The following is a 22,260-nucleotide window of genomic DNA, read 5'->3' on the forward strand; positions in this document are numbered from 1 at the left end:
ATAGGCCGTGCCCCTCGTCCGGCACTGCGGGCCCACGGCATGGTCAATCGCGCGAGGCCGGAAATCTCACCGACGAGACCATCGCAAGCACGGCGCGTCCTATAAGGGAGAGATCGTCTCCACCGTCAGCGATGTGCCCGAGACCGGGGCGCCATCGTGTCGACCCATCCGATCGGCCGTAAGCATCATCTCGAACCATGGCCGATCCCGTCACGATGCTTCTCTGCGCCCACGGCCGATCGCAACGCAGCCGGTTCCACAAGCGACCGATCCGATCCCGTCGTGGAAGGTCGGGCCGTCGCCCCCGCGCCATCTGTAGCAGCGACGATGCGGCGCACCCACCCCGAAGTTTGGCGGCGATAGCGCGCCCCGCTGATCTTCCACCAAGACGGACCTTCCTGCGATGAACCTCGCCCTGCTCGGCTTCCTGATGGTCGCCACCTTCATGACGCTCATCATGACCAAGCGGATGACGCCGCTCGTCGCGCTGATCGTCGTGCCGACCGTCTTCGCGCTGATCGCCGGCTTCGCCAGCGGCGTCGGCGCGATGATGATCGACGGCATCACCGCGCTCGCGCCGACCGGCGTCATGCTGCTGTTCGCCATCCTGTTCTTCTCGACGATGACCGATACCGGGCTGTTCGATCCGCTGGTCAACCGGCTGCTCCGCCTCGTCCATGGCGATCCGCTCAGGATCCTGGTCGGATCGGTGCTGCTCTGCGCGCTCGTCAGCCTCGATGGCGACGGCTCGACCGCCTATATCATCACCATCGCCGCCATGCTGCCGCTCTACCGCCGCTATGGCATGAACCGTCTGTACCTGTGCTGCCTGCTGATGACGACCAGCGGCATCATGAACCTGACGCCCTGGGGCGGCCCGACCGCGCGCGCGGCGAGCGCGCTCAAGCTCGACCCGGCGGCGCTGTTCCTGCCGCTGATCCCCGGCATGATCGCCGGCCTCGCCGCGCTGGTCGCGCTCGCGCTGATATTGGGGCGGCGCGAGCGCGCGCGGATCGGGATCGTCCGCCAGCCCCAATCGGGCGACGCGCCGGCGATGGCGGTGTCGCAATGGCCGGAGGCGCGCCGGCCCAGGCTCCGGTGGTTCAATGCCGCGCTGACGATCGCGCTGCTCGCCGGGCTGGTGCTCGGCCTGTTGCCGCTGTCGGTGCTGATGATGCTCGCCTTCGCGGTGGCGATGCTGGTCAATTATCCCCAGGTCGCCGAGCAGAAGGCGCGGATCACCGCCCATGCCGGCAATGCCCTGTCGGTGGTGTCGCTGATCTTCGCGGCGGGTATCTTCACCGGCATCCTGTCGGGGACCGGGATGGTCGCGGCGATGAGCAAGACAGTGGTCGGGCTGATCCCGTCGGCGCTCGGCCCCTATATGGCGCCGATCACCGCGGCGCTCAGCCTGCCCTTCACCTTCTTCATCTCGAACGACGCTTTCTATTTCGGCATGCTGCCGATCCTCGCCGAGGCGGGGGCGCATTACGGCGTCGCGCCGATGGCGATCGCCCGCGCGGCGCTGATGGGCCAGCCGGTGCACATGCTCAGCCCGCTCGTCCCCTCGACCTATCTGCTCGTCAGCCTTGCCGGCGTCGAGCTCGCCGATCACCAGCGCTTCACCCTGGTGCCCGCGGCCCTGGTGTGCGTGGTGATGACGCTGGTCGGCATGGCGGTGCTGGCCTTTCCGCTCGCCGGCTGATCGATGAGCCGCGCCCGTCACCCGATCCCGGTGCGGAAGGCATACCGGCCCGACGGCACCTCGATCCCCGGCCGGCCGTCGCGGTCGACCACCGGCGCGAAGCGCGACGGAGCCGCTCCCGCCTCGTGCACGTCCGGCAGGAACAGGGCGGCGGTGGCACCCGGCGGGACCAGCAGGTCGAGGCTCAGCCCCGCACTGCCCTGCCGGCGCCAGCGCGTCTCGATCCGGCCGAGCCGCGAGTCGTAGCGCGCGCCCGCGCGCTCCATCCGCGGGTCGAGCACCGGTCGCACCACGAAGCGGCGGAAGCCGGGTGCGGTCGGCGCGATGCCGGCGACGCGCCGGAACAGGAAGCCGACCACCGCGCCGAGCGCATAATGGTTGAACGAGTTCATCGACCGGTCGCCGGCATCGCTGTTCCAGCGTTCCCAGGTCGTCGTCGCGCCCTTGGCGATCATATAGCCCCAAGACGGAAAGTCGGTGCGCAGCAAGAGGTCGTAGACCAGCGCATCCTCGCCCGCATCGGCGAGCACGTCGAGGCTGTACGGCGTGCCGAGGAAGCCTGTCGACAGCAAGGTCCCGCGGCGCCGGATATCAGCGACCAGCCGCGCAACCGCCGGCCGGCGCTGCGCCGCGTCGAGCAGGTCGAAGCGCAGCGCGAGGATATAGCCGGTCTGCGATCCGTTGCCGATGCTGCCGTCGCCGCGCACGAAGGCGGTGCGGAACGCGCGCGTCAGATCGGCCGCCAGCGCGGCGTAACGCGCCGCCTCGCCCGTGCGGCCGCTTGCCCGCGCCATGTCCGCCATCTGGTCCGCGGCGGCCTTCCAGAAGGCGGTGCCGATCAGGTCCTTGGGCGTGGTCGGATCTCCCGGCTGCTTGGCGTCGAGCGCGAGCCAGTCGCCGTAATCGACGCCGCGCGCGTGCGACCAGACGAGGTCGGGATTGCTCGCCCGGATCGATTCGAGGAACTGCGTCATCGACGCCCAATGCTGGTCGATGAGGCTGGTGTCGCCATAGCGCTGCCACACCGTCCACGGCAGTGCGACCCCGGCGTCGCCCCAGCCGGGGGACGAGCCCGGCTCGGCGAAATGGTCGCGGCGCGCGACCGGGGCGATATCGGAATAGGCGCCGTCGTCGCGCTGCGCATCGCGCATGTCGCGCATGAAGCGCGCGGTGAAGGCGGCGGTGTCCATGTTGAAGCTCGCCGCGTCCCAGAAGACATGCGCGTCGCCGGTCCAGCCGAGCCGCTCGTCGCGCTGCGGGCAGTCGGTCGGGATGCCCATGAAGTTGGAGCGCTGGCTCCAGCGGCTGTTGATCCACAGCCGCTGCGGCACATAGGCGGACAGTTGCAGGGCGCTGGTCTCGGGCAGATCGGTGCGGATGACGATGCCGGTGATGTCCGCGGCGGTGACCGGCTGGCTCGCGCCTTCGATCTGGACGTAGCGGAAGCCGTGATAGGTGAAGCGCGGCTCGTAGCGTTCGACCGCGCCGTCGGTGGCGAAGGTATAATGATCGGTCGCATCCGCCGCGCGCAAATTGCTCTGGTCGACGCTGCCGTCGGGGTTGAGCAGCTCCGCGTAGCGCAGCCGGATCGTCTGCCCGCGCCGGCTCCTGAGCGCGATGCGCACCCAGCCGGCGACATTCTGACCGAAGTCGACGACGCTGGCGCCATCGGCGAGGCGGACGATCGCCTGCGGTCGCAACTGCTCCTTGCGGCGGATCGGCGGCACCGTCGCCGCGACCAGCGCCGCGGTCGCGGGCGGGGCGGGCTCGGCCGCGCTCCAGCGCGCGTCGGGCGTAAAGCCGGGACGGCTCCAGCCGGGCTGTTCGCGGCGCGCATCATAGGCTTCGCCGTCATAGATCGTCGCGCTGGTGATCGGCGATTCGGCGACTGACCAGCCCGGCCCGGTCGCGACGCGCACGACGCGGCCATCGGCGTAGCGGATCTCGAGCTGGCCGAAGAGGCGCAGCGGCGGCTCGCCGTAGGAGAAGCGGCCGTCGGGCGAGATATAGCTGCCGTACCAGCCGTCCGCGACATGGACGCCGAGGACATTGTCGCCGGGCACCAGCAGGTCGGCGACATCCTCGACGCAATAGAGGCAATGTTTGCGATAGTCGCTGAATTCGGGGCGGAGCAGCGCCGCATCGAGGCGCTTGCCGTTGATCTCCGCCTCGTACAGGCCGAGCGCGGTGAGGTAGAGGCGCGCGCTGGCGACACGGCCGGCGACGCGGAACGGCTTGCGCAGCAGCGTCGCCGCGCGCGCCGGCATCACCGCCTGTCCCGCGGCCGCGCTCGTCGTCGTCCAGTCGCTGTCCGCGCCGCCCGCGCGCCACGCCCCGCGCGGCGCGAGCGCGCTGTCCAGCGTCTCGCCGTCGAAGCGCAGCGTCCGGCCGTCGGCGAGCGTCGCGCGGACCAGCGCCGCCGCCTGCACCGGCGTCTCGCCGCGGCTGCAAGTCTCGATCACCAGCGCATGCGGTCCCGCCGCGGCGGAGGCGATCGCGCTGCGCGGTCCCGGCGAGCCCCAGCCGCCGCGCTTGGGCGGGATGATCTCCTCGCCGTCGAGCCAGATGCGGCTGCCGGCGCTGCACGCGGTCAGCGCGGTCAGCGCCGCCGGCTGCGGCAGCGTGAAGCGCAGCCGGAACGCCTGCGTCGCGCCCGCCTTGCCGGCCGGGCCGACCCGCCAGCCGAGCCCGGTCGCGCGGTCCTGCCGCTGCGCCGCCGTCTCCGCCGACAGCCATTGCGCCGACCAGTCCGACGCGGCGAGCAGCCCCATTTCCCAATAGGCGACCGGCGAGGTCGCGGCGATGCCGCGCTCGTCCCAGGCCGTCACCCGCCACCAGACCCGCTGCCGCGCGGTGAGCGGCGTTCCGGCATAAGCGACGTCGAAACAGCGATCGTCCGCGATCCGGCCGCTGTCCCACAGGTCGAACTGCCCCTGTTCGGCGGCCATGCGGCTCGACGCCACGCCGACGCGCCAGGCGGTCTGCCGCGCGCCACGCCGTTCGCTGCGCAACTGCCACGACAGCCGCGGCGCGGCGCTGTGCAGCCCGAGCGGATCGAAGAGGCCGTCGACCAGCAACGCCGCCACCGCCCAGTCCGGCGTCGTCGCCGCGGCGAGAGCCCCGGACTCGAGCGGCCACAAGGCCATACCCGCACCGCCCCCCAGCAGCACGGAACGCCGATTCGGCATAAGCGTATTCCCCCCCAGACAGGTGTCCGTCCCCCGGCCGCAATGGGCCGGCGCACCGATATACATCCGAAACAGACCTACCATCTCATCGATCGAAGTCCACCCGGCGATGATCGCTCCAAAACGATGAGCAATCGTTTGCCACCCGCGCTTCTTCGCGATAAGCCAGCAGCTTGCCGGGGTCGGCGAAGCGACGGAGAGAAGATGCTGCGGGTTGAGGAAACGTCGGGGCGGGTGCGTGCGGCGCCGGCACGCTGGACCGTGGGCGACGTCGCCCGGATCGATCCGGCCCGCTGCCCTGCCGCGCCGCTGATCGGTGCGGACGATGTAACGCGGATTTCCGACGATCTCGACATCTGGGATGCCTGGCCGGTGCAGGACGATGACGGCACGCCCGCGGCGATCGGCGCCGGCGAGACCTTGTGGATGGCGCTCGGTGCGCCGCGGTTCGACGATCCGGACGCACGCCACGGCCATGCCCGGATCCACCTGCTGCGCCATCGCGATGGCCGATGGCAGGACCTCGGCCCGGCGATGCCCGACGGCTTCGCGCCGGGCAGCCGCGAATGGTCGGGATCGGCGGTGCTGGAGGCCGACGGAGCGACGCTGACGCTCTATTTCACCGCCGCGGGTCGTCGCGGCGAGGCAGAGACGAGCTTCGAACAGCGGCTGTTCCGTGCGCACGCGCGGCTGGTGATCGAAGACGACACGCCCGCCTTGCGCGACTGGCGCGACCTTGCCGAGATCGTCGTCCGCGATCCGCGCTATTATATGGCGAGCGATGCCGGCACCGGCGCGATCGGCACGATCAAGGCCTTCCGCGATCCCGCCTATTTCCGCGACCCGGCCGACGGCCGCCGCGCCTTGTTCTTCGCCGGATCGCGCGCCGAGGCGACGGGCGAGTTCAACGGCGTCATCGGCCGCATCGATGCCGATCGGGACGCTGCGCCGCACTGGCAATTGCAGCCGCCGATCGTCGACGCGACCGACGTCAACAACGAGCTCGAACGGCCGCATGTCGTCGCCCACGGCGGCCGTTATTATCTGTTCTGGTCGACGCAGCGCCACGTCTTCGCTCCCGCCTGCGCGCATGCGCCGACCGGCCTGTACGGCATGGTCGCCGAGTCCCTCGACGGCGACTGGACCCCGCTCAACGGCAGCGGCCTGGTCTTCGCCAACCCTGCCGACGCACCGCGGCAGGCGTATAGCTGGCTGGTGCTGCCGGATCTGTCGGTGATCAGCTTCATCGACGATTGGGGTCGCGGCACCGCCGACGCGGGCGCGCGGCGGTTCGGTGCCACCTTCGCGCCGGTGCTGCACCTGACGCTCGACGGCGCGCGCGCGACCCTCGCCGGCGACTGAGCGCCGCGGTCAGCGCGTCATGTGGGTGGCGAAGAATTTCGCCATCACCGCATAGGCCTCGCGCGATTCGGGAAGGTCGGCGTTGTAGAAGAAGCCGTGGAACATGCCGTCCCAGGCGTGGAACTGCGACTCGACGCCGACCCGCGCCAGCGCGTTATGCGAGTTGAGCGCCGCGCTCATCTCGAAGGCGCGCGTGCCGGTTATGAACAGGGTCGGCGGAAAGGCGCGCAGCGTGTCGGGCGAGACCAGCGGATAGGCCTGGGGATCGTCGGCACGCGCCGCCGCGAGATAGGCCATCGGCGGCATCGCCGGCCGCTGGCCGGGTGGCGGCGGCGGAAATGTGAAGCCGTTGAGCGGCCCGGCCAGCACCGCCGAATCCCCCGCGGCCAAAGCGCCGAGCGAGGCGCAGAACACGCCCGCCGCCGCCGGCATCGGCAGCTTGCGCTGGTGGAAGCGCGACAGCACCTCCGCGGTCAGCATGCCGCCTGCCGAACAGCCGTACAGCACCATATGCTCGGGCCGATAGGTCTTGAGCAGCGCGCGATAGACCGCCTCGACATCCTCGCTGCCGGCCGGAAAGGCATATTCGGGCGACATGCGATAATCGACCGAGATCACCTTGATCCGCATGATCGCCGCCAGCGGCACCGATTCGACCAGCGAGGCGGAACGGCCGCCGGTGGTGAAGCCGCCACCGTGCAGGTTGATCAGCACGCGGTCGCGGTTTTCGGGCGCGATCCCCGCCGAGGGCGTCACCACGTCGGTGACGATGCCGCCGATCCGCTGCTCCGCGATATCGACCGCATAGCGGCGGCGCATCGGTGCGAGGAAGTCGCGCATGATGCCGTCCTGCCGCGCCCGCTCCACCCTGATGTCGGCAGCGGGGGCGCCGAACGGCTTGTCGACGATCAGGTGCCGCAGATAGTCCGCGCCCTCGCGGCTCATCAGGTCGGAGAGCGGCACGCGCACCCCGTCGAGCGCGACGGTGCCGTCCTGCGCCGCTGCGGGCTTGGGCGCCGGCGCGGTCTGCGCCGCCGCGGTGACCGCCATGCCGCCAGCGAGGATCGCCGCCATCGCCGCGCGCCCTGCCCGCCCCTGTCCGTGCCGCATCCGTCTCTCCTGTCGCCGCCGTTACCGCGGTATCGCACCATCCTGCGCAACCCCGTTCGCTTTGGCAATCGATTTGCCAAATCACGATGACCGGGGCCCGTCGATAGCTATCGAGCGCTGTTGTAATCGATTGTCGAGCGGTTATGCTGCGGTAAAACAAGCAGACAGGAGAGGTCGATGACAAGGATTCCGCTGGCGATGGCTGCGTGCGTGCTCGCATTGCAGAGCCCGGCCATGGCGCAGGCGCAAGCGCAGGCCGAGGCACCGGCGGCTGCCGTGCCGTTCCGCGCCGGCGCCGCCAAGATCGACATCACCCCCGCCAAATCCTCGCTCCCCAAGGGGTTCGAAGGCGTCAACGATCCGATCTACGCACGCGTCGCGGTGCTCGACGACGGCAGCAGCCGCGCCGCGCTGATCTCGGTCGACGCCGGTGCGATCCCCAATGAGATCTGGTCGGCGGTGACGCAGGGCGCACAGACGGAATTGGGCATCGCGCCCGAACGGCTGATGATCACCGCGACGCACACCCACAGCGTCCCCTTCCGCATGGATCCGACGATGAGCGGCAAGATCATGACCGCGCTGCGCGAGGCGGCGGGCAGGTTGCAGCCGGCGCGGATCGCTTATGGCCAGGGCGTCTCCTACATCAACGTCAACCGCAACATTATCGACTCGAAGACGCATCGCTGGTGGGAAGGGCCGAACTACGAGGGGCCGTCGGACAAGACCGTCGCCGTGGTGCGGATCGAGACCACCGCCGGCCAGCCGATCGCCATCTATTACAATTATGCCGTCCACGCGGTCATCAACGGCCAGCTCGACCAGGTCAGCGGCGACATTCCCGGTGCGACCTCGCGCTACATCGAGGATTCGCTCGACAACAAGGCGGTGGCACTGTGGAGCGAGGGCGCCGCGGGCGACCAGAACCCGATCTTCTTCCAGCAGACCTACGACCTGCGCGCGATCCGCGTCGCCGATTACGCCAAGCGCGGCGAGGATATCAGCAACGCCATGCCGCCCGGCGGCCAGGGCCTCAACAAGCGCGACCCGCAGGTCGTCCGGCTGATGAACCAGCAGCGCCAGCTCGCCAACGCCATGGGCCAGATGCTCGGCGAGGAGGTGCTGCGCGTCAATCGCGACACGCTCGACCGGCCGGAGGTCGCGCCGCGCCTGTTCGGCGCGAGCAAGACGATCACCTGCCCCGGCCGCACCCGCACCGATCAGGGGCGCGCCGGCTATCCCGGCACCTATACCGACGGCGATCCGCTGCCGATCCGGCTGAGCATGCTCAAGATCGGCCATATCGAGATCGGCGGCGTCAATGCCGAGGTGTTCAACCCGATCGCGCAGCGCTTCAAGGCACGGGCCGGCTCGGCGCGGACGATGATGGCGACGCTGACCAACGGCATGGCCGGCACCGGCTATATCCCGAATGACGAAGCCTATGGCCAGAACACCTTCGAAGTCGTGTCGTCGCGGCTCAAGCAGGGTTGCGCCGAAACCGGCATCATCAACGGCCTGCTCGATCTCGAACAACAGGCGGACCGCCGCTGATTTGCCGGACGGCGGGGCGGCCGGCCTTGACGGGGCCGCCGCCTTCGCGTTCGGTGACCGCCCGTTGACGAAGAGGCGCCCCTTGGCCCGCAAGCCCGATCCCTCCCCCGCCGCCACCCGCGCCAAGCCACAGAATATCCAGGAGCTTGCCCGGATCGCCGGCGTCTCCTCCGCGACGGTGTCGCGCGCGCTGGCCGGCACGGGCAATCTGTCCGTACAGACGCGCGAGCGGGTGCGCGCGCTGGCCGAGGAACTCGGCTTCCGGCCGAGCAGCATGGCGCGCAACCTGCGCACCGGCCGGACCGGGGCGATCGGCGTCGTCGTGCCGCTGGGGCACGAGCGGACGCAGCATATCTCCGACCCGTTCTTCATGACCCTGCTCGGCCATATCGCCGACAATGTCACCGAGCGCGGCTACGACCTGCTGCTCACCCGCGTCGTGCCCAACGATCCCGCCTGGCTCGACGCGATCGTCGACGCCGGCCGCGTCGACGGCGTCATCGTCGTCGGCCAGTCGGATCAGGCGGAGGTGCTCGATCAGGTCGCGCAGCGCTACGCCCCGATGGTCGTGTGGGGCGCGCGGATCGAGGGGCATCATTACACCACGGTCGGCAGCGACAACCGGTTGGGCGGCCGGATCGGCGCCGAGCATCTGCTCGCCCGCGGCTGCCGCAAGCTCGCCTTCTTCGGCGATCCGCGCGTGCCGGAGGTCGAGCAGCGGCTGCACGGCTTTCGCGATGCGATCCGCAGCGCCGGACCGGGCCATGTCGGCGCGCTGCTGCCGGTGCATTTCGTACCGGAACTCGCACTCACCACCATCTCCGACTATCTCGCCATCGCCGAGGGGATCGACGGCATCTTCGCCGCTTCCGACACGATCGCGATGATGACGATCCAGGCGCTCGCCGATCAGGGTCGTGCGGTGCCCGACGACGTCAAGGTGATCGGCTTCGACGATCTCGACATCGCCCGCCACACGCTGCCGCCGCTGAGCTCGGTCCGGCAGGACCTCGCCGCGGGTGCGGGCGCGCTGGTCGATGCGCTGATGCGCCGCCTCGCCGGCGCGCCGGCCGAGGCGATCAGCCTGCAACCGACCGTCACCGAGCGCGCCTCGACCAGCGCCGGCTGATCCGCCGCCCGCCGCGTCCTGCACGCGGCGGCTGTGGTATCGAAGACGCACCCGCGGTGTCGTCTGCAATCGTTAGCCAGGATAACGGACTTCCCCTTGCATTGTGCGTCGATTGGGTTACGCAATCGATTGTCACGATAGATCAAAACGATCATCAGGGAGAGGAACATGCATTTGAAGACGGGAGCCGCGATTCTCGCGCTCGCCGCCGGCCTGGCCGCCGGCACCGCCGGCGCACAGACGACGTCGACCACCGACGGCGCGCCGCAGATCACCTCGCCGAGCGCCACCGCGCAGGAGACGACCTCCGCCGACCCGAGCCAGGCGCCCGAACAGGCCTCGCCCGATACGCAGGACATCGTCGTCACCGCATCCAAGACCGGCGCGCAGACGTTGCAGACGGTCCCGCTCGCCATCCAGGCGTTCGGCGGCGAAGACCTGCGCGAACGCAACATCAACAATGTCGCCGACCTGATCTCGAACATTCCCGGCGCGTTCGAAAGCCAGCGCCAGTCGGTCGCCTCGCGCTCCTACAGCATCCGCGGCGCCGGCGCCGGCGCGGCCAACGGCGACTCGCCGATCGGCTATTACGTCGACGACGTGCCGTTCGTCGTCACCAATTTCGGCATCGCGCCGCCGATCCGCTTCCAGGACCTCGACCGCGTCGAGGTGCTGCGCGGCCCGCAGGGCACGCTCTACGGTCAGGGCTCGGCCGGCGGCGTGTTCATCTTCCACACCCGCGATCCCGACCTCAAGAAGATCGAGGGCGCGGTCGAGCTGGAAGGATCGTCGACCAAGGGGGCGGACGCGCTCAATTACGGCGTCGCGGGCGTCATCTCGGTGCCGATCGTCAAGGACCTGCTCGCGATCCGCGTCAGCGGCGGCCATTCGTTCAATCCGGGCTGGGCCGACGAATATTACGGCGCCTATGACGGCACGCCGGACCGCAAGGGCGTCAACAAGGTACGGAACGACGACATCCGCGTCGTCGCGCTGTTCAAGCCGGCCAGCAACCTGACCTTCCGTGCGCAATATTGGCATTTCCGCCCGCGGCAGGATTTCCTCGGCAGCCTGCAATCGGTCAGTCCGCCCTATTACGAGAATACCGCCGCGCAGCCGAGCTTCGGCAACGGCGACTTCAAGCTGTACAGCCTGTCGGCGACCTGGGATCTCAAGCATTTCTCGGTGACGAGCGCGACCAGCCAGCTCGACGGCAATTTCGGCATCTATGTGCCGATCTCGCCCGCCGGCTTCTTCTCGAGCCAATTCTATCCGACGATGTTCAGCCAGGAGGTGCGGATCAATTCGAACGGCATTGGGCCGTTCCACTGGCTGTTCGGCGGTGCCTATCAGAACGGCAAGGGGCCGCAGGCCAACCAGCTCGACATCCCGCCCTTCGTCTCGATCAACGCCGACAACAATACGATCACGCGCAACTATGCGGTGTTCGGCGAAGTCAGCTACGATCTGTTCGACGGCAAGCTGGTGCCGCTCGGCGGCCTGCGCTTCTATCACGACAAGCGCACCTTCGAGGATGCGAGCACGACCAACAGCAACACGCGCGACGTGACGACGTGGCGGCTCAATCTCTCCTATCTGCCGACCAACGCGCTCACCGCGTTCATCACCGCGGCGACCGGCTTCCGCGCCGGCATCGTCCAGTCGCAGGTGCAGGCGGATCTGCTCGGCCAGATCGGCATTCCCGCCGGCACGCAGACCAAGCCCGAACGCTCGCGCAATTACGAGGTCGGGGTGAAATGGCGGACGCCGGACCGCAACCTCAGCATCGGCCTCAACGGCTATATCACGCAATATAAGGACCTGCTGACGCCGACGCCGACGCTCAACGCCAGCGTTTCCGGCTTCTCCAACTTCGGCGACGGCACGACGCGCGGCGTCGACATCGACGTCCACTGGCGCACGCCGGTCACCGGCCTGTCGGTGGGCGCGGTCGCCAACTTCAACCACGGCGAATATGACCGCGTCGATCCGGTCGTGCAGGCGGCGCTGCCCTATCTCCAGAAGGGCTCGCGGCTGGTCAACACGATCGAGCAGAACTGGCGCGTCGACGCCGCCTACACCCATGCGATCACCACCGACTGGGAGGGCTTCGCCAATGCCGCGTGGAGCCACACCGGCAACCGCCTGCAAAGCCTCAACCTGACCGCGCGGCCCTATGAGAATTTCACCGCCAGCGTCGGGGTGCGTCACGGGCCCTATGAGCTGGTGCTGTTCGGCGACAATCTGTCGGACGCCAAGGGGCCGACGATCATCCTCAACAACAATCCCAACGCCGGCGCGCGCCCGACCCCGCGGACGATCGGCCTGCGCCTGCGCGCCAACTTCCAATGAGCTGGCCGCCCCCTCCTGCCGAGGGGGCAGGAGCCGCCGTGATCCTGCGTTCGCAGGAGCACGGAAGGCGCCCTAGCGCGGCGCCTTGGCCAGCGCGCTCGACAGGGCGCGCTGCGCCAGTGGCTCCATCACCGCATAGCCGGCGCGGGTCGGGTGCACGCCGTCATTGGCATAACGCGGATCGAACGCGCCGTCCGGCTGCGCGAACGGCGTGTAATAATCGATAAAGGCGATCCGCCGCTCCGCCGCGAGCGCCTTGAGCCGCGCGTTGAGCGCGCGCACCACGGGCCGCAGGTTGAAGTCCGGCCGCGGCAGCAGGCGCGACATCGGCGGAATGCTCGCCAGCACGACGGTGATGCCATTCGCCTGCGCCAGGTCGATCATCGCGCGGACGTTGTCGATCGATTCGTCCTCGGTCACCGGACCGGTCGCGCCGCCGATGTCGTTGGTGCCGGTCATGATATGGACGACGCGTGGATGCAGCGCGACGACGTCGTGATAGAAGCGCACCACCATCTGGCTGCTGCTCTGCCCGCTGATGCCGCGGTCGACGTAATTATAACTGGTGAAGAAGCTGGGGTCGGCGTTGATCCAGCCTTCGGTGATCGAATCCCCCATGAATACGACATCCGGACGCCGGCCGGATTGCTTGAGCGCGGCATTGGCGTCGCGATAGCGGCACAGGAACGGCCAGTCGTTCGCCTGCTGCTCCGCCTGCGTCTTGCGGAAGCCCGCGCCGATCGGATTGGCCGGGTCCATGAAGCGCTGCGCCATCGCCGACATCTCGTCGAGGTTGCGCGGCCGCGTCTCGAACTGCGCCGCCTGCTGCGCCGCGGCGGGCGGCACCGGCAACGGACAGCGGATCGTCGTACCGTTGACCGCCGGAAAGGCTTCACCGAGTTGCGGCGTCGGCGGCGCGACCGGTGCCTGCGCCATGGCGGTGGTCGCTCCCAGGGCCGCGATCATGGCGGCCCGTATCATGATACGCGGCATATCCCCTCCTGTCTTTGCGCCAGCATAGCTGGGGGAGCCGGTCAGGCAAAGGATTGTCGTGAGCCTGACAGCGCGAGATGTCGCCTCCCCGGGTCGTGGACGTAATGGTTTGCACAGGGGCTGGAGCGGTCCTAATCTCCCCGGAAAACAGGAGAGACGGGCATGAAGACACGGGCAAACGGGCGCATCGCCGCGGCGGCATCGACGATCCTGATCGCACTGGCCCCGCCGGCCGGCGCGCAGACCGCCGCGTCGCCCGTCGCCTTGCAGACCCCGGCGATGGCCGGCTGGATCGAAAGCTGGGGCACCGCCCAGCCGCTCGGCCCGGTGCCGCCGCCGCCCGCCTTCGCGCGGCCCGCCCCGTCCCGCAATGCGGCCCCGACGCCGCCCTCGCCGATCGTCCCCGTCCCGCCGACCCTCGCCGACCAGACGGTGCGGATGATCGTCCGCGCCAGCGTCGGTGGACCGCAGGTCCGGCTGGTTTTCCGCAATGCCGCCGGTGGTCCGACGGTGACGCTGGGGGCGATCCACGCCGCCCTCGCCCAGCCGGACGGTGGCATCAGCACCGCCAGCGATCGCGTCGTCACCTTCGGTGGCCGGCGCAGCGTGACGATGTTCCCCGGCGCGACGATCGTCAGCGATCCGATCCCGCTCGCCGTCGCGCCGCTCGCCGACGTCGCGGTCTCGATCCACCTGCCGGCCGCCACCCCGACCAACACCGTCCATCCGCTCGGGCTCAATCCCGCCTATATCGCCGCGGGCGACCAGACCGCCGCGACGACGCTGACCGCACCGCAGACCGTCCGGTCCTATTTCTGGCTGTCGGGCCTCAGCGTCCCCGCCGCCGCTGCGGATGCCGGCACCATCGTCGCCTTCGGTGATTCGATCACCGACGGCTATGCGACGACACCCGGCGCGCACCGCGCCTGGCCCGAGCTGCTCGCCGCCCGCCTCCAGGCAGAGGGCGGCGGTAGGCTCGGCGTGGTCAACATGGGCATCTCGGGCAATCGCATCCTCAAGATGGGCGCGGGCGAGAGCGCGCTGCAACGCTTCGACTCCGACGTGCTGGCGCGGCCCGGCGTGCGCTGGGTGCTGCTGCTCGAAGGGATCAACGACATCAACATGAGCATCATCCCCGGCGTCCCCGCCAGCGAGGGCGTGACCGCGGCGCAGATCATCGCCGGCCTCGACCAGCTCATCACCCGCGCGCATCAGCACGGCATCCGCATCGCCGGCGCGACGATCCTGCCGACCAAGGGCCTGCCCTTCTATTCGGCGGCGGGCGAAGCAATGCGCGGCGCGGTCAACGCCTGGATCCGCGGCAGCGGCCGGTTCGATGCGGTGGTCGATTTCGACGCGGCGGTGCGCGACCCCGCCGATCCGCTGCGGCTGCGCCCGTCGTTCGATCCGGGCGACCATGTCCATCCCAACGACGCCGGCAATGCCGCTATGGCGCGGGCGATCCCGCCGACGCTGTTCCGCTGAACCGCCGTGCCGTGCCGTGCCGGTCAGGCCGGCACGGCGGTGGCGAGCGTGTCGGCCGGATCGGCGGCATAATCCTCGCGGTTCCGTCGCGCGAGCCGCGCCGCGGCGGGCTTGCGCACCAGGTTCCAGCCGCACAGCGCCGCGAGCAGCGTCGCGAAGCCGCCGCCGAGCACGATGCTGTAGACGCTCGTCCCCATCAGGTCGCCGACCGCGCCCATCGCCAGCGGCGCGAGCACCGCGCTGATGCAGGTGAAGAACAGCAGAAGCCCGGCGATCGAGCCATGCCGCTGCCGCTCGAAACAGCTGATCCCGGTCGAATTGATCGTCGGATAGAGGACCGACATGAACAGCCCCGTCGCCGGCAGCGCATAGGCGGCGACATCGCGTCCGAACACCACCGCCAGCCAGAACAGGACCGCCATCGCGCCGCTGCACGCCGCGATCACGATGCTCCAGTCGAGCCGCGCGAGCAGCCACGCGCCGAGGAACCGCCCCGCCGCGCGCAGCACGAAGAAGACCGACACCGTATAGGCGACCAGCCACGCCGCCGGGCCCTGATAGCCCGCAAAATAGGTCGGCGCCCATACGTAGATCGCCGCTTCCGCGCCGACGTAGAGCATCAGCAGCGATCCGAAGAACCACGCCATCGGATCACCCAGCAGCGCGAGGCTGCCGCGCATGTCGACCGGCGCGTCGGCTTTCGCCGCCGCCGGTTTAGGAAACGGCGTCACCACGGCGCCGACGATCAGCAGCACGCACAGCGCCGCCGCGACCAGATAGACCCATTTCCAGCTCGCCCCCATCGCGAGCGATCCGCTCACCACCGCCGGACCGACGATCGCGCCGACGCCGAAGAACGCCTCGATGAGGTTCATCGTGCGCGCATGTTCGCGCGTCGAGGTGGAGATGTCGCCGATCAGCGCCAGCGCCGCCGCCTTGAACACGCCGATACCGATCCCGGCGACGAACAGCAGCACGACGAACAGGCCGAAGCGATGGCCGAGCGCGAAGAAGGCGGAACTCGCGCAGAACAGCACCAGCCCGGCGAGGATCGCCCGCTTGCGTCCGATCCGGTCGGCGAGGAAGCCGAGGCCGATCGCCGCCAGCCCGATCCCCGACATGGTGGCATATTGAAAGGCGCCCGCCGCGGTCAGCCCGAGCCGGAACTCACGGATGATTTCCGGAATCACCGTGCCGACCGAATCGGTGGTCATCGCGAAGGCGGCGAACATCAGGAAGACCAAGGCCTTCACCGCACGCGCGGCGCCCCTGCCGCCGCCATCGTGCCCCTGTGCCGCCATGTCCGATCCTTCCCTGTCTTTTTCGTCGTTGAAGCGAGTGTAGCCATGGCGGGCAGGATTAGGCAATCGGTTGCGTCGCGGCTTCATCGGGCGGGGCGAATCGCCGGCGGCTATCCGTCGACGACGATACCGCCCTTCATCACCAGCCGTACCGACCGGACGGCATCGATGTCCGCGGTCGGATCGCCCGCGACGGCGACCAGGTCGGCGAGCAGGCCCGGCTTCACCGCGCCGAGCCGGTCGCCCATCCGCATCCAGCGCGCATTGCCCGAGGTGGCGGCGAGCAGCACCTGCGCCGGCGTCATCCCGGCCGCCGCCATCAGCGTCATCTCCCGCGCATTCGTGCCATGTGCGAAGACGCCGACGTCGCCGCCCATGCAGATCGGCACGCCCGCGGCGCGGGCCAGGCGGAACGCCTCACGGCTCGTCCGCACCGCCGCGGGCGCCGGCTCGGCGCCGCTCCAGCCGCGGTAGCGCGCGCTCGCGTCGGCCGCGGCGAGCGTCGGGCAGAAGGCGATCTTCTTCGCCGCCATGCTCGCGAAGATCGCTGGCGTGCCGCCATAGCCATGTTCGATCGTGTCGACCCCCGCAGCGATCGCGCGGCGCATGCCTTCCGCGGTCGCGGCATGGACCGCCACCGGCCGGCCCGCGTCATGCGCTGCCGCCACCGCCGCCTCGATCTCGGCGAGGCTCAGCGTCGCGCGGCTGTCCTCGCCGGCCCGCCAGCGATAATCGGCGTAGAGCTTGATCCAATCGGCGCCGGCGGCGATCTGGCGGCGCACCGCGGCGACGATCGACTCGACGCCCGAAACCTCCTCCGCCCCCTGCGGGATGGCGACGCCCGGCTCGAACCCCTTGGGGCCATAAGCGCCGAGCGCGACGATCGCGCGCGTCGCGACGCTCAGCCGGGGCCCCTCGACGATCCCCTGATCGATGGCCGCCTTCAGCCCGACATCGGCATAGCCAGCGCCTTCGGTGCCGAGGTCGCGCTCGCTGGTGAAGCCGGCCCGCAGCGTCGCGCGCGCCTGCGCCACCGCGCGCGCGGTGCGGAGCGCGAGTGGCTCGTGCAGCACCTGATCGTCCCAGCTCGCCTCGTCATAGGGGTGGAGGAAGAGATGGCCATGCCCCTCGATCATGCCGGGCATCAGCGTATCGCCGGGCAGATCGATGCTCCGCGCGCCCGCGGGCGCGACAAGGCCGGGTCCGACCGCGACGATCCGGTCGCCGCGCACCAGCACCTGCCAGCCGGCTTGGCGCGTCCCGTCGACGCCGTCGAACACCGCCGCGGGCCGCAGCAGGATGGCGCCGCCGGTGGCAGGCGCGTCCGGCGGCGCGCCGGCGCCGGTGAGCAGCCCCGCCATCATGATCGCCAACCAGCGCTTGGCCATGTCCCACTCCTCGTTCTAGGCTCGCCTCATGGTTACCCTGCTCCGGCGCGCGCGCAATCCGCTGATCTTCGCAAGCCTGCTGGCGACGACCGCCGCCGCGCCGCTGCCGGAGATGGCGCGATGGCAGGCCGAGGCGGCGCGGGTGACGATCACCCGCGACGATTGGGGCGTGCCGCATATCCGCGGCCGCAGCGACGCCGACGCGGTCTTCGGCATGATCTATGCGCAGGCCGAGGACGACTTCGCGCGGATCGAGGCCAATTACCTGACCGCGCTCGGCCGTACCGCGGAGGCGGAGGGCGAGAGCGCGGTCTGGAGCGACCTGCGCCAGCGGCTGTTCGTCGACCCGGCCGAATTGCAGGCGCAATATGCCGCCAGCCCCGGCTGGTTGCGGGCATTGATGGCGGCCTGGGCGGACGGGCTCAACTTCTATCTCGCGACGCATCCGCAGACCAAGCCGAAGGTGCTGACCCGGTTCGAACCGTGGATGGCGCTGAGCTTCACCGAAGGCAGCATCGGCGGCGATATTGAGCGCATCTCGCTCGCCGACCTCAAGACCTTCTACGGGCAGCCCACGCCGCCCTCGCCGCAGGAGCTGGGCGCCATCCCGCGCGAGCCGTCGGGATCGAACGGCATCGCCATCGCGCCCCGGCTGACCCAGGCGGGGCATGCGCTGCTGCTGATCAATCCGCACACCAGCTTCTACTTCCGCTCGGAAGCGCAGATGACCAGCGATGCGGGGCTCGACGCTTATGGCGCCAGCACCTGGGGGCAGTTCTTCGTCTACCAGGGATTCAACGCGCACGCCGGCTGGATGCACACCTCCGCCACCGTCGACAACGTCGACCAGTTCGCCGAGGCGGTGGTCCGGCGCGGCGACGGCTGGGCCTATCGCTACGGCCGTGAGGTGCGGCCGGTCACCACCCGCAGCGTGACGATCCGCGTCCGCCAGCCCGATGGCAGGCTGGGCGAACGGCGGTTCACCACTTGGGCGACGCATCATGGCCCGATCGTTGCGACGAAGAACGGCCGCTGGATCGCCACCGCTCTGATGTGGCGCCCGGTGCCGGCGCTCGAACAGAGCTGGCTGCGCACCAAGGCCAGGGATCTCGCCGCCTATACTGCGATCGCCGAGCGCAAGGCCAATTCCTCGAACGACACGCTGTTCGCCGACGATCGCGGCGAGATCGCGTTCCTGATGCCGCAATTCATGCCGGTGCGCGACGACCGCTTCGACTATACCCGCCCGGTCGACGGCAGCGACCCCGCCACCGACTGGAAGGGTCTGCACGCGCTCGCCACGCTGCCCAGCGTCGCCAATCCGCGCGTCGGCTGGGTGCACAACACCAATGACTGGCCGTGGAGCGCGGCGGGCCCCGACAGTCCGAAGGCAGCGGCCTATCCGCGCTACATGGACCAGATCGGCGGCAATGCGCGCGGCGACCATGCCGACCTGCTGCTGACCGGAAAGAGCGGCTGGACGCCCGAGCGACTGCGCGCCGCCGCCTATGACCCATATCTGCCCGCCTTCGCGCGGCTGCTGCCCGGCCTCGTCGCGGCGTGGCGGTCGCTGCCGGCGGGCGATCCGCGCCGGCGCACGCTCGCCGCGCCGGTCGCGACGCTCGCAAGCTGGGATGACCGCTGGGGCTATGACTCGGTCGCGACCAGCCTCGCAATCATCTGGGGGGACCAGTTATGGCGCGAGGTCGGCGCCTTCGCCCAGGCCGAGCGGATCAACGTACCCGATTATATCGCCACGCGGGTCACCCCCGCGGCCAAACTCGCCGCGCTCGACGCCGCGGTCACGCGGCTGACCCGCGATTTCGGCAGCTGGCGCACGCCGTGGCGCGCGATCAACCGGTTCCAGCGGCTCGACGACGCGATCCAGCCGCATTTCGACGACGCACGACCGTCGACCCCGGTCCCCTTCACCTCGGCGCAATGGGGCAGCCTCGCGTCGTTCGGCGCCAAGACCTGGCCGGGGACGCAGCGCTATTATGGCACCAGCGGCAACAGCTTCGTCGCGATCGTCGAGTTCGGCCCGCGGGTGCGGGCGATGGCGGTGATGGCCGGCGGCCAGAGCGGCGATCCCGCCTCGCCGCATTTCGCCGACCAGATCGACCGCTATGCCACCGGACGGCTGCGCCCGGTCTATTTCTACCCGGACGAGCTCTCCGGCCATGTCGAGCGTCGCTATCGCCCCGGCGATCCGACGCGCTGACGCGCTACATCGCCACGACGCGGCTGAGCGGGGAAACGCCATTCTCGTCGAACGCCTCGACCGCGACATGATAGCCCTGCCCCTTGGTCAGCGCGCGCAGCGGCAGCGTCGCCGCCGATCCAGTTGCGACGCGATCGGCGAACACCTGATAGGTCAGCGCGAGCCGGTCGGGGCGGATGCCCCAGCGGACGTTATAGCCGACCGCACCGGGAACGCGGCGCCAGCGGATCGTCGCGTCGCGCGAATCGGCGGCGCGCGTCGCCGCGATCAGCGCGGGGGCGGCGGGCGCCGCTCCGCCGGCGGTGCCGAAGACGCGCAGGTCGCTGATCGCGAGATTTGCGCCGCCGATATGACCATGGACATAGCGGACGAAGCGTGCGGCGGTCGGTCGCGGCAGTTCGACATAGGCGTTGGGGCGGTCGCGCCGCGGCTGTCCGGTCCGCGCCAGCGGCCGCCATGTCCGCCCGTCGCGCGACGATTCGAGGCGGAATTCGGTATAGATGTCGGGGGCGTCGCCGAACCGCCCGGCCTGATAGTCGGCGAAGTTGACCTGGACCGCGCGCAGCGTCTTCACCGCGCCGAGATCGATCGTCAGCGTCGCGCCCGGCGCCGCGTCGGGCGACAGCCAGAAGCTGCGCGGGTTCTCGTCGGCGGCATCGCTCGGCGGATGCCCGGCGACGCTGCCGCTCGCCTGCATCGGCTTGTGGTAGGAGAGCAGCATCCAGCCGGTGAACAGCGAGTCCGGATCGGTGACGCGCGTCGTCGGCATGCGCTGCGGGAAGTCGCCGAACCGGGTCGAGACGCGCATCTGCCCGTCGGCGTCGAACACCGTCGGCCACAGGCCGATGCGCCGCTCGAACGTCCAGTTATAGCCGATCCACGGCGTACCGGTGTTCCACCAATTGCCGTGCAGGTCTTGGAAGGTATTGCCGTGCCCCGCCCCCTGGACGAAGCCGCCCGGCTTGTAGCCGACCGGATTATAGGGCGCATAGGTGAACGGCCCCATCGCCGACGCGCCGACATAGGTGCCGGTGGCGTAGGAATTATATTCGGTGCCCGGGGCGCCATATTGCAGATAGTAGCGCCCGCCGACCTTGGTCATCCACGCGCCCTCCATGAACGGGTTGATCGGCGTGCCGTCGGGCAGGGTGCCGCTGTGATCCTGGCCGAACCGTTCCCAGCCATGCCGGTCGGGATCGAGCCGGATGAACGCCTTGCGCGGGCTGCCATAGGTCATCCTGCCCTCGGCGAAGCGGACCGGCGCGCCATAGATCGGAAAGACGTTGGACGAGTTCCAATAGAGGTACCAGCGCTTGTCGTCGTCGCGGAACAGGTCCGGGTCCCACGGGCCGGGCGGCACCTGATCGCCCGTGATGCTGTCCTCGAACCCCGACTTCACCGCCCCCGGCAGGACGGGCATGCGCCGGACGACATAGTCGATCCGGCCGCTCGCCGGATCGGAGGTGCCGTAGATCGCCCCCTGCCCGGTCATCGACGGCATGATCAGCAGCCGCTCGCCGTCCGAACTGACGGCCGGCGCGACGATCCCCTCCGCCGGCCAGCGGCTCGGGGTGACGAAGCGCCACGTCACCAGGTCGGCGGACCGCCAATAACCGTCCGCCAGCGTCAGGAAAAGATAATAGGCGCCCTTGAACGGCACGATCACCGGATCGGCGCCGGTGCGGTACGACACGCCCTCGTTGATCTGTTCGAAATTGTAGCGATAGTCGAGGTCGACCGGATTGGCATAGGTCTGGCCCGGCGCAGCTGCGGCGAGCGCGAGCCAGGCGATCATCATTGCGCCTGCACGAACAGATTGGCGGTCAGCCGCCCCTGCCGCGGATCGGCGCTAAGCGGCAGGTCGTCCGGGATGATCCCCGAATGGAGCAGGCAGCCCTGATAGATGACGACGCGGTCGCGCCGCGCCTCGACCCGGCCGATCTGCTCGAACGCGGCGTTGCTCGCGGTGATATAGCCGGCAGGCGCCGCGCCCTGGTCGCGCGCGGCGGCGACGAAGGCGGCGCAATTGCCCGCGTCGACCCGCTCGATGCCGGTGGCACGCTGGCGGTAGAAAGCGGTGCCCGCGGGCTGATCGGTCAGATAATGGAGCACGGCGATATAGCCCTCGTCGGTCGCGTCGAAATGCGGCGCACGTTGCACCGGGGTCAGCGCCGCGGGCGCGGCGGTGACGATCGAGAAGCTCGCCTCGATCCAGTCGAAGCCATCGACATCGAATGCGCCACCGATGAACGGCGCGACGCGATCGAGCAGCGCCGCCGCATAGTCATAGGCCGCGCCGTCGCCGGTGCCGAGCACGCGTCGCACACCGGGATAATGGCCACCCGCCACCGGGAACGGCGCGAGCGCCGCGGCACTGGCGACGATCCGGTCGACGTCGCCGCTGGCATCGTCGACGATGACGACCGGGCTCCGGCTGTGCCCGACGCGCAGCAGGCTCGGCGTCATCGCACT

14 protein-coding genes are annotated in these 22,260 nt (G+C 69.7%); 7 read left to right on the plus strand and 7 right to left on the minus strand.

Annotated elements, in window-relative coordinates; all coding sequences use genetic code 11:
* Nucleotides 1-403: 403 nt before the first annotated feature.
* Nucleotides 404-1,705: a CitMHS family transporter gene (locus tag PBN85_RS11490; RefSeq protein WP_037534823.1), complete on the plus strand. Its 1,302-nt coding sequence runs from the start codon at nucleotides 404-406 to the stop codon at nucleotides 1,703-1,705.
* A gap of 17 nt (nucleotides 1,706-1,722) precedes the next feature.
* Here the strand turns inward: PBN85_RS11490 and PBN85_RS11495 are convergent, their stop codons facing one another.
* Nucleotides 1,723-4,851, minus strand: coding sequence for a family 78 glycoside hydrolase catalytic domain (locus PBN85_RS11495; protein WP_271299073.1), 3,129 nt, complete (start codon nucleotides 4,849-4,851; stop codon nucleotides 1,723-1,725).
* 246 nt (nucleotides 4,852-5,097) lie between these two features.
* On the opposite strand from PBN85_RS11495, the gene PBN85_RS11500 reads away from it, so the two are divergent.
* On the plus strand, nucleotides 5,098-6,255 hold the full coding sequence (locus PBN85_RS11500; protein ID WP_271299074.1) for a glycoside hydrolase family 68 protein: 1,158 nt from the start codon (nucleotides 5,098-5,100) through the stop codon (nucleotides 6,253-6,255).
* A 9-nt stretch (nucleotides 6,256-6,264) separates the two neighbouring features.
* On the opposite strand, the gene PBN85_RS11505 is transcribed toward PBN85_RS11500, so the two are convergent.
* Complete coding sequence (locus PBN85_RS11505) at nucleotides 6,265-7,365, minus strand: alpha/beta hydrolase fold domain-containing protein (RefSeq protein WP_271299075.1); 1,101 nt, start codon at nucleotides 7,363-7,365, stop codon at nucleotides 6,265-6,267.
* A 177-nt stretch (nucleotides 7,366-7,542) separates the two neighbouring features.
* On the opposite strand from PBN85_RS11505, the gene PBN85_RS11510 reads away from it, so the two are divergent.
* From PBN85_RS11510 to PBN85_RS11520, 3 genes are all read left to right on the plus strand, one after another.
* The gene (locus PBN85_RS11510; RefSeq protein ID WP_271299076.1) at nucleotides 7,543-8,919 is read left to right on the plus strand and encodes a neutral/alkaline non-lysosomal ceramidase N-terminal domain-containing protein; all 1,377 of its coding nucleotides are present in this window, start codon (nucleotides 7,543-7,545) and stop codon (nucleotides 8,917-8,919) included.
* A gap of 82 nt (nucleotides 8,920-9,001) precedes the next feature.
* Nucleotides 9,002-10,048 carry a LacI family DNA-binding transcriptional regulator gene (locus PBN85_RS11515; RefSeq protein ID WP_271299077.1) on the plus strand — a complete coding sequence of 349 codons (1,047 nt, stop codon included), beginning with the start codon at nucleotides 9,002-9,004 and terminating at the stop codon, nucleotides 10,046-10,048.
* A gap of 168 nt (nucleotides 10,049-10,216) precedes the next feature.
* Complete coding sequence (locus tag PBN85_RS11520) at nucleotides 10,217-12,400, plus strand: TonB-dependent receptor (RefSeq protein ID WP_271299078.1); 2,184 nt, start codon at nucleotides 10,217-10,219, stop codon at nucleotides 12,398-12,400.
* A 72-nt stretch (nucleotides 12,401-12,472) separates the two neighbouring features.
* On the opposite strand, the gene PBN85_RS11525 is transcribed toward PBN85_RS11520, so the two are convergent.
* A complete protein-coding gene (locus PBN85_RS11525) occupies nucleotides 12,473-13,366 on the minus strand; it encodes an SGNH/GDSL hydrolase family protein (RefSeq protein ID WP_271299079.1) in 894 nt (297 codons plus the stop codon).
* 189 nt (nucleotides 13,367-13,555) lie between these two features.
* On the opposite strand from PBN85_RS11525, the gene PBN85_RS11530 reads away from it, so the two are divergent.
* Nucleotides 13,556-14,878 (plus strand): SGNH/GDSL hydrolase family protein, encoded by a 1,323-nt coding sequence (locus PBN85_RS11530; RefSeq protein ID WP_271299080.1) that lies wholly within the window; start codon nucleotides 13,556-13,558, stop codon nucleotides 14,876-14,878.
* 23 nt (nucleotides 14,879-14,901) lie between these two features.
* Here PBN85_RS11530 and PBN85_RS11535 read toward each other — a convergent pair whose 3' ends face one another.
* Together PBN85_RS11535 and PBN85_RS11540 are read right to left on the minus strand one after the other, a co-directional pair.
* On the minus strand, nucleotides 14,902-16,179 hold the full coding sequence (locus tag PBN85_RS11535; RefSeq protein ID WP_051583361.1) for an MFS transporter: 1,278 nt from the start codon (nucleotides 16,177-16,179) through the stop codon (nucleotides 14,902-14,904).
* 110 nt (nucleotides 16,180-16,289) lie between these two features.
* A complete protein-coding gene (locus PBN85_RS11540; RefSeq protein ID WP_271299081.1) occupies nucleotides 16,290-17,567 on the minus strand; it encodes a metal-dependent hydrolase family protein in 1,278 nt (425 codons plus the stop codon).
* A 28-nt stretch (nucleotides 17,568-17,595) separates the two neighbouring features.
* Here PBN85_RS11540 and PBN85_RS11545 point away from each other — a divergent pair, with 28 nt between their 5' ends.
* The gene (locus tag PBN85_RS11545; RefSeq protein ID WP_271299082.1) at nucleotides 17,596-19,788 is read left to right on the plus strand and encodes a penicillin acylase family protein; all 2,193 of its coding nucleotides are present in this window, start codon (nucleotides 17,596-17,598) and stop codon (nucleotides 19,786-19,788) included.
* A 4-nt stretch (nucleotides 19,789-19,792) separates the two neighbouring features.
* Here the strand turns inward: PBN85_RS11545 and PBN85_RS11550 are convergent, their stop codons facing one another.
* Nucleotides 19,793-21,583, minus strand: coding sequence for a family 43 glycosylhydrolase (locus PBN85_RS11550; RefSeq protein WP_271299083.1), 1,791 nt, complete (start codon nucleotides 21,581-21,583; stop codon nucleotides 19,793-19,795).
* Nucleotides 21,583-22,254, minus strand: coding sequence for a DUF6445 family protein (locus tag PBN85_RS11555; protein WP_271299084.1), 672 nt, complete (start codon nucleotides 22,252-22,254; stop codon nucleotides 21,583-21,585). Before PBN85_RS11555 ends, PBN85_RS11550 begins: the two co-directional genes overlap by 1 nt.
* Nucleotides 22,255-22,260 lie beyond the last annotated feature (6 nt).

The organism is Sphingomonas sp. CV7422, assembly GCF_027945725.1.
Taxonomy (GTDB): Bacteria; Pseudomonadota; Alphaproteobacteria; order Sphingomonadales; family Sphingomonadaceae; genus Sphingomonas; species Sphingomonas kyungheensis.

Excerpts from the sequence above, each read along its gene's own strand:
- PBN85_RS11545 (WP_271299082.1), top strand. The coding sequence starts at position 17,596 with ATGGTTACCCTGCTCCGGCGCGCGCGCAATCCGCTGATCTTCGCAAGC.
- PBN85_RS11525 (WP_271299079.1), bottom strand. The coding sequence starts at position 13,366 with ATGATCGCGGCCCTGGGAGCGACCACCGCCATGGCGCAGGCACCGGTC.
- PBN85_RS11550 (WP_271299083.1), bottom strand. The coding sequence starts at position 21,583 with ATGATCGCCTGGCTCGCGCTCGCCGCAGCTGCGCCGGGCCAGACCTAT.
- PBN85_RS11510 (WP_271299076.1), top strand. The coding sequence starts at position 7,543 with ATGACAAGGATTCCGCTGGCGATGGCTGCGTGCGTGCTCGCATTGCAG.
- PBN85_RS11530 (WP_271299080.1), top strand. The coding sequence starts at position 13,556 with ATGAAGACACGGGCAAACGGGCGCATCGCCGCGGCGGCATCGACGATC.
- PBN85_RS11555 (WP_271299084.1), bottom strand. The coding sequence starts at position 22,254 with ATGACGCCGAGCCTGCTGCGCGTCGGGCACAGCCGGAGCCCGGTCGTC.
- PBN85_RS11540 (WP_271299081.1), bottom strand. The coding sequence starts at position 17,567 with ATGGCCAAGCGCTGGTTGGCGATCATGATGGCGGGGCTGCTCACCGGC.
- PBN85_RS11490 (WP_037534823.1), top strand. The coding sequence starts at position 404 with ATGAACCTCGCCCTGCTCGGCTTCCTGATGGTCGCCACCTTCATGACG.
- PBN85_RS11505 (WP_271299075.1), bottom strand. The coding sequence starts at position 7,365 with ATGCGGCACGGACAGGGGCGGGCAGGGCGCGCGGCGATGGCGGCGATC.
- PBN85_RS11495 (WP_271299073.1), bottom strand. The coding sequence starts at position 4,851 with ATGGCCTTGTGGCCGCTCGAGTCCGGGGCTCTCGCCGCGGCGACGACG.
- PBN85_RS11520 (WP_271299078.1), top strand. The coding sequence starts at position 10,217 with ATGCATTTGAAGACGGGAGCCGCGATTCTCGCGCTCGCCGCCGGCCTG.
- PBN85_RS11500 (WP_271299074.1), top strand. The coding sequence starts at position 5,098 with ATGCTGCGGGTTGAGGAAACGTCGGGGCGGGTGCGTGCGGCGCCGGCA.
- PBN85_RS11535 (WP_051583361.1), bottom strand. The coding sequence starts at position 16,179 with ATGGCGGCACAGGGGCACGATGGCGGCGGCAGGGGCGCCGCGCGTGCG.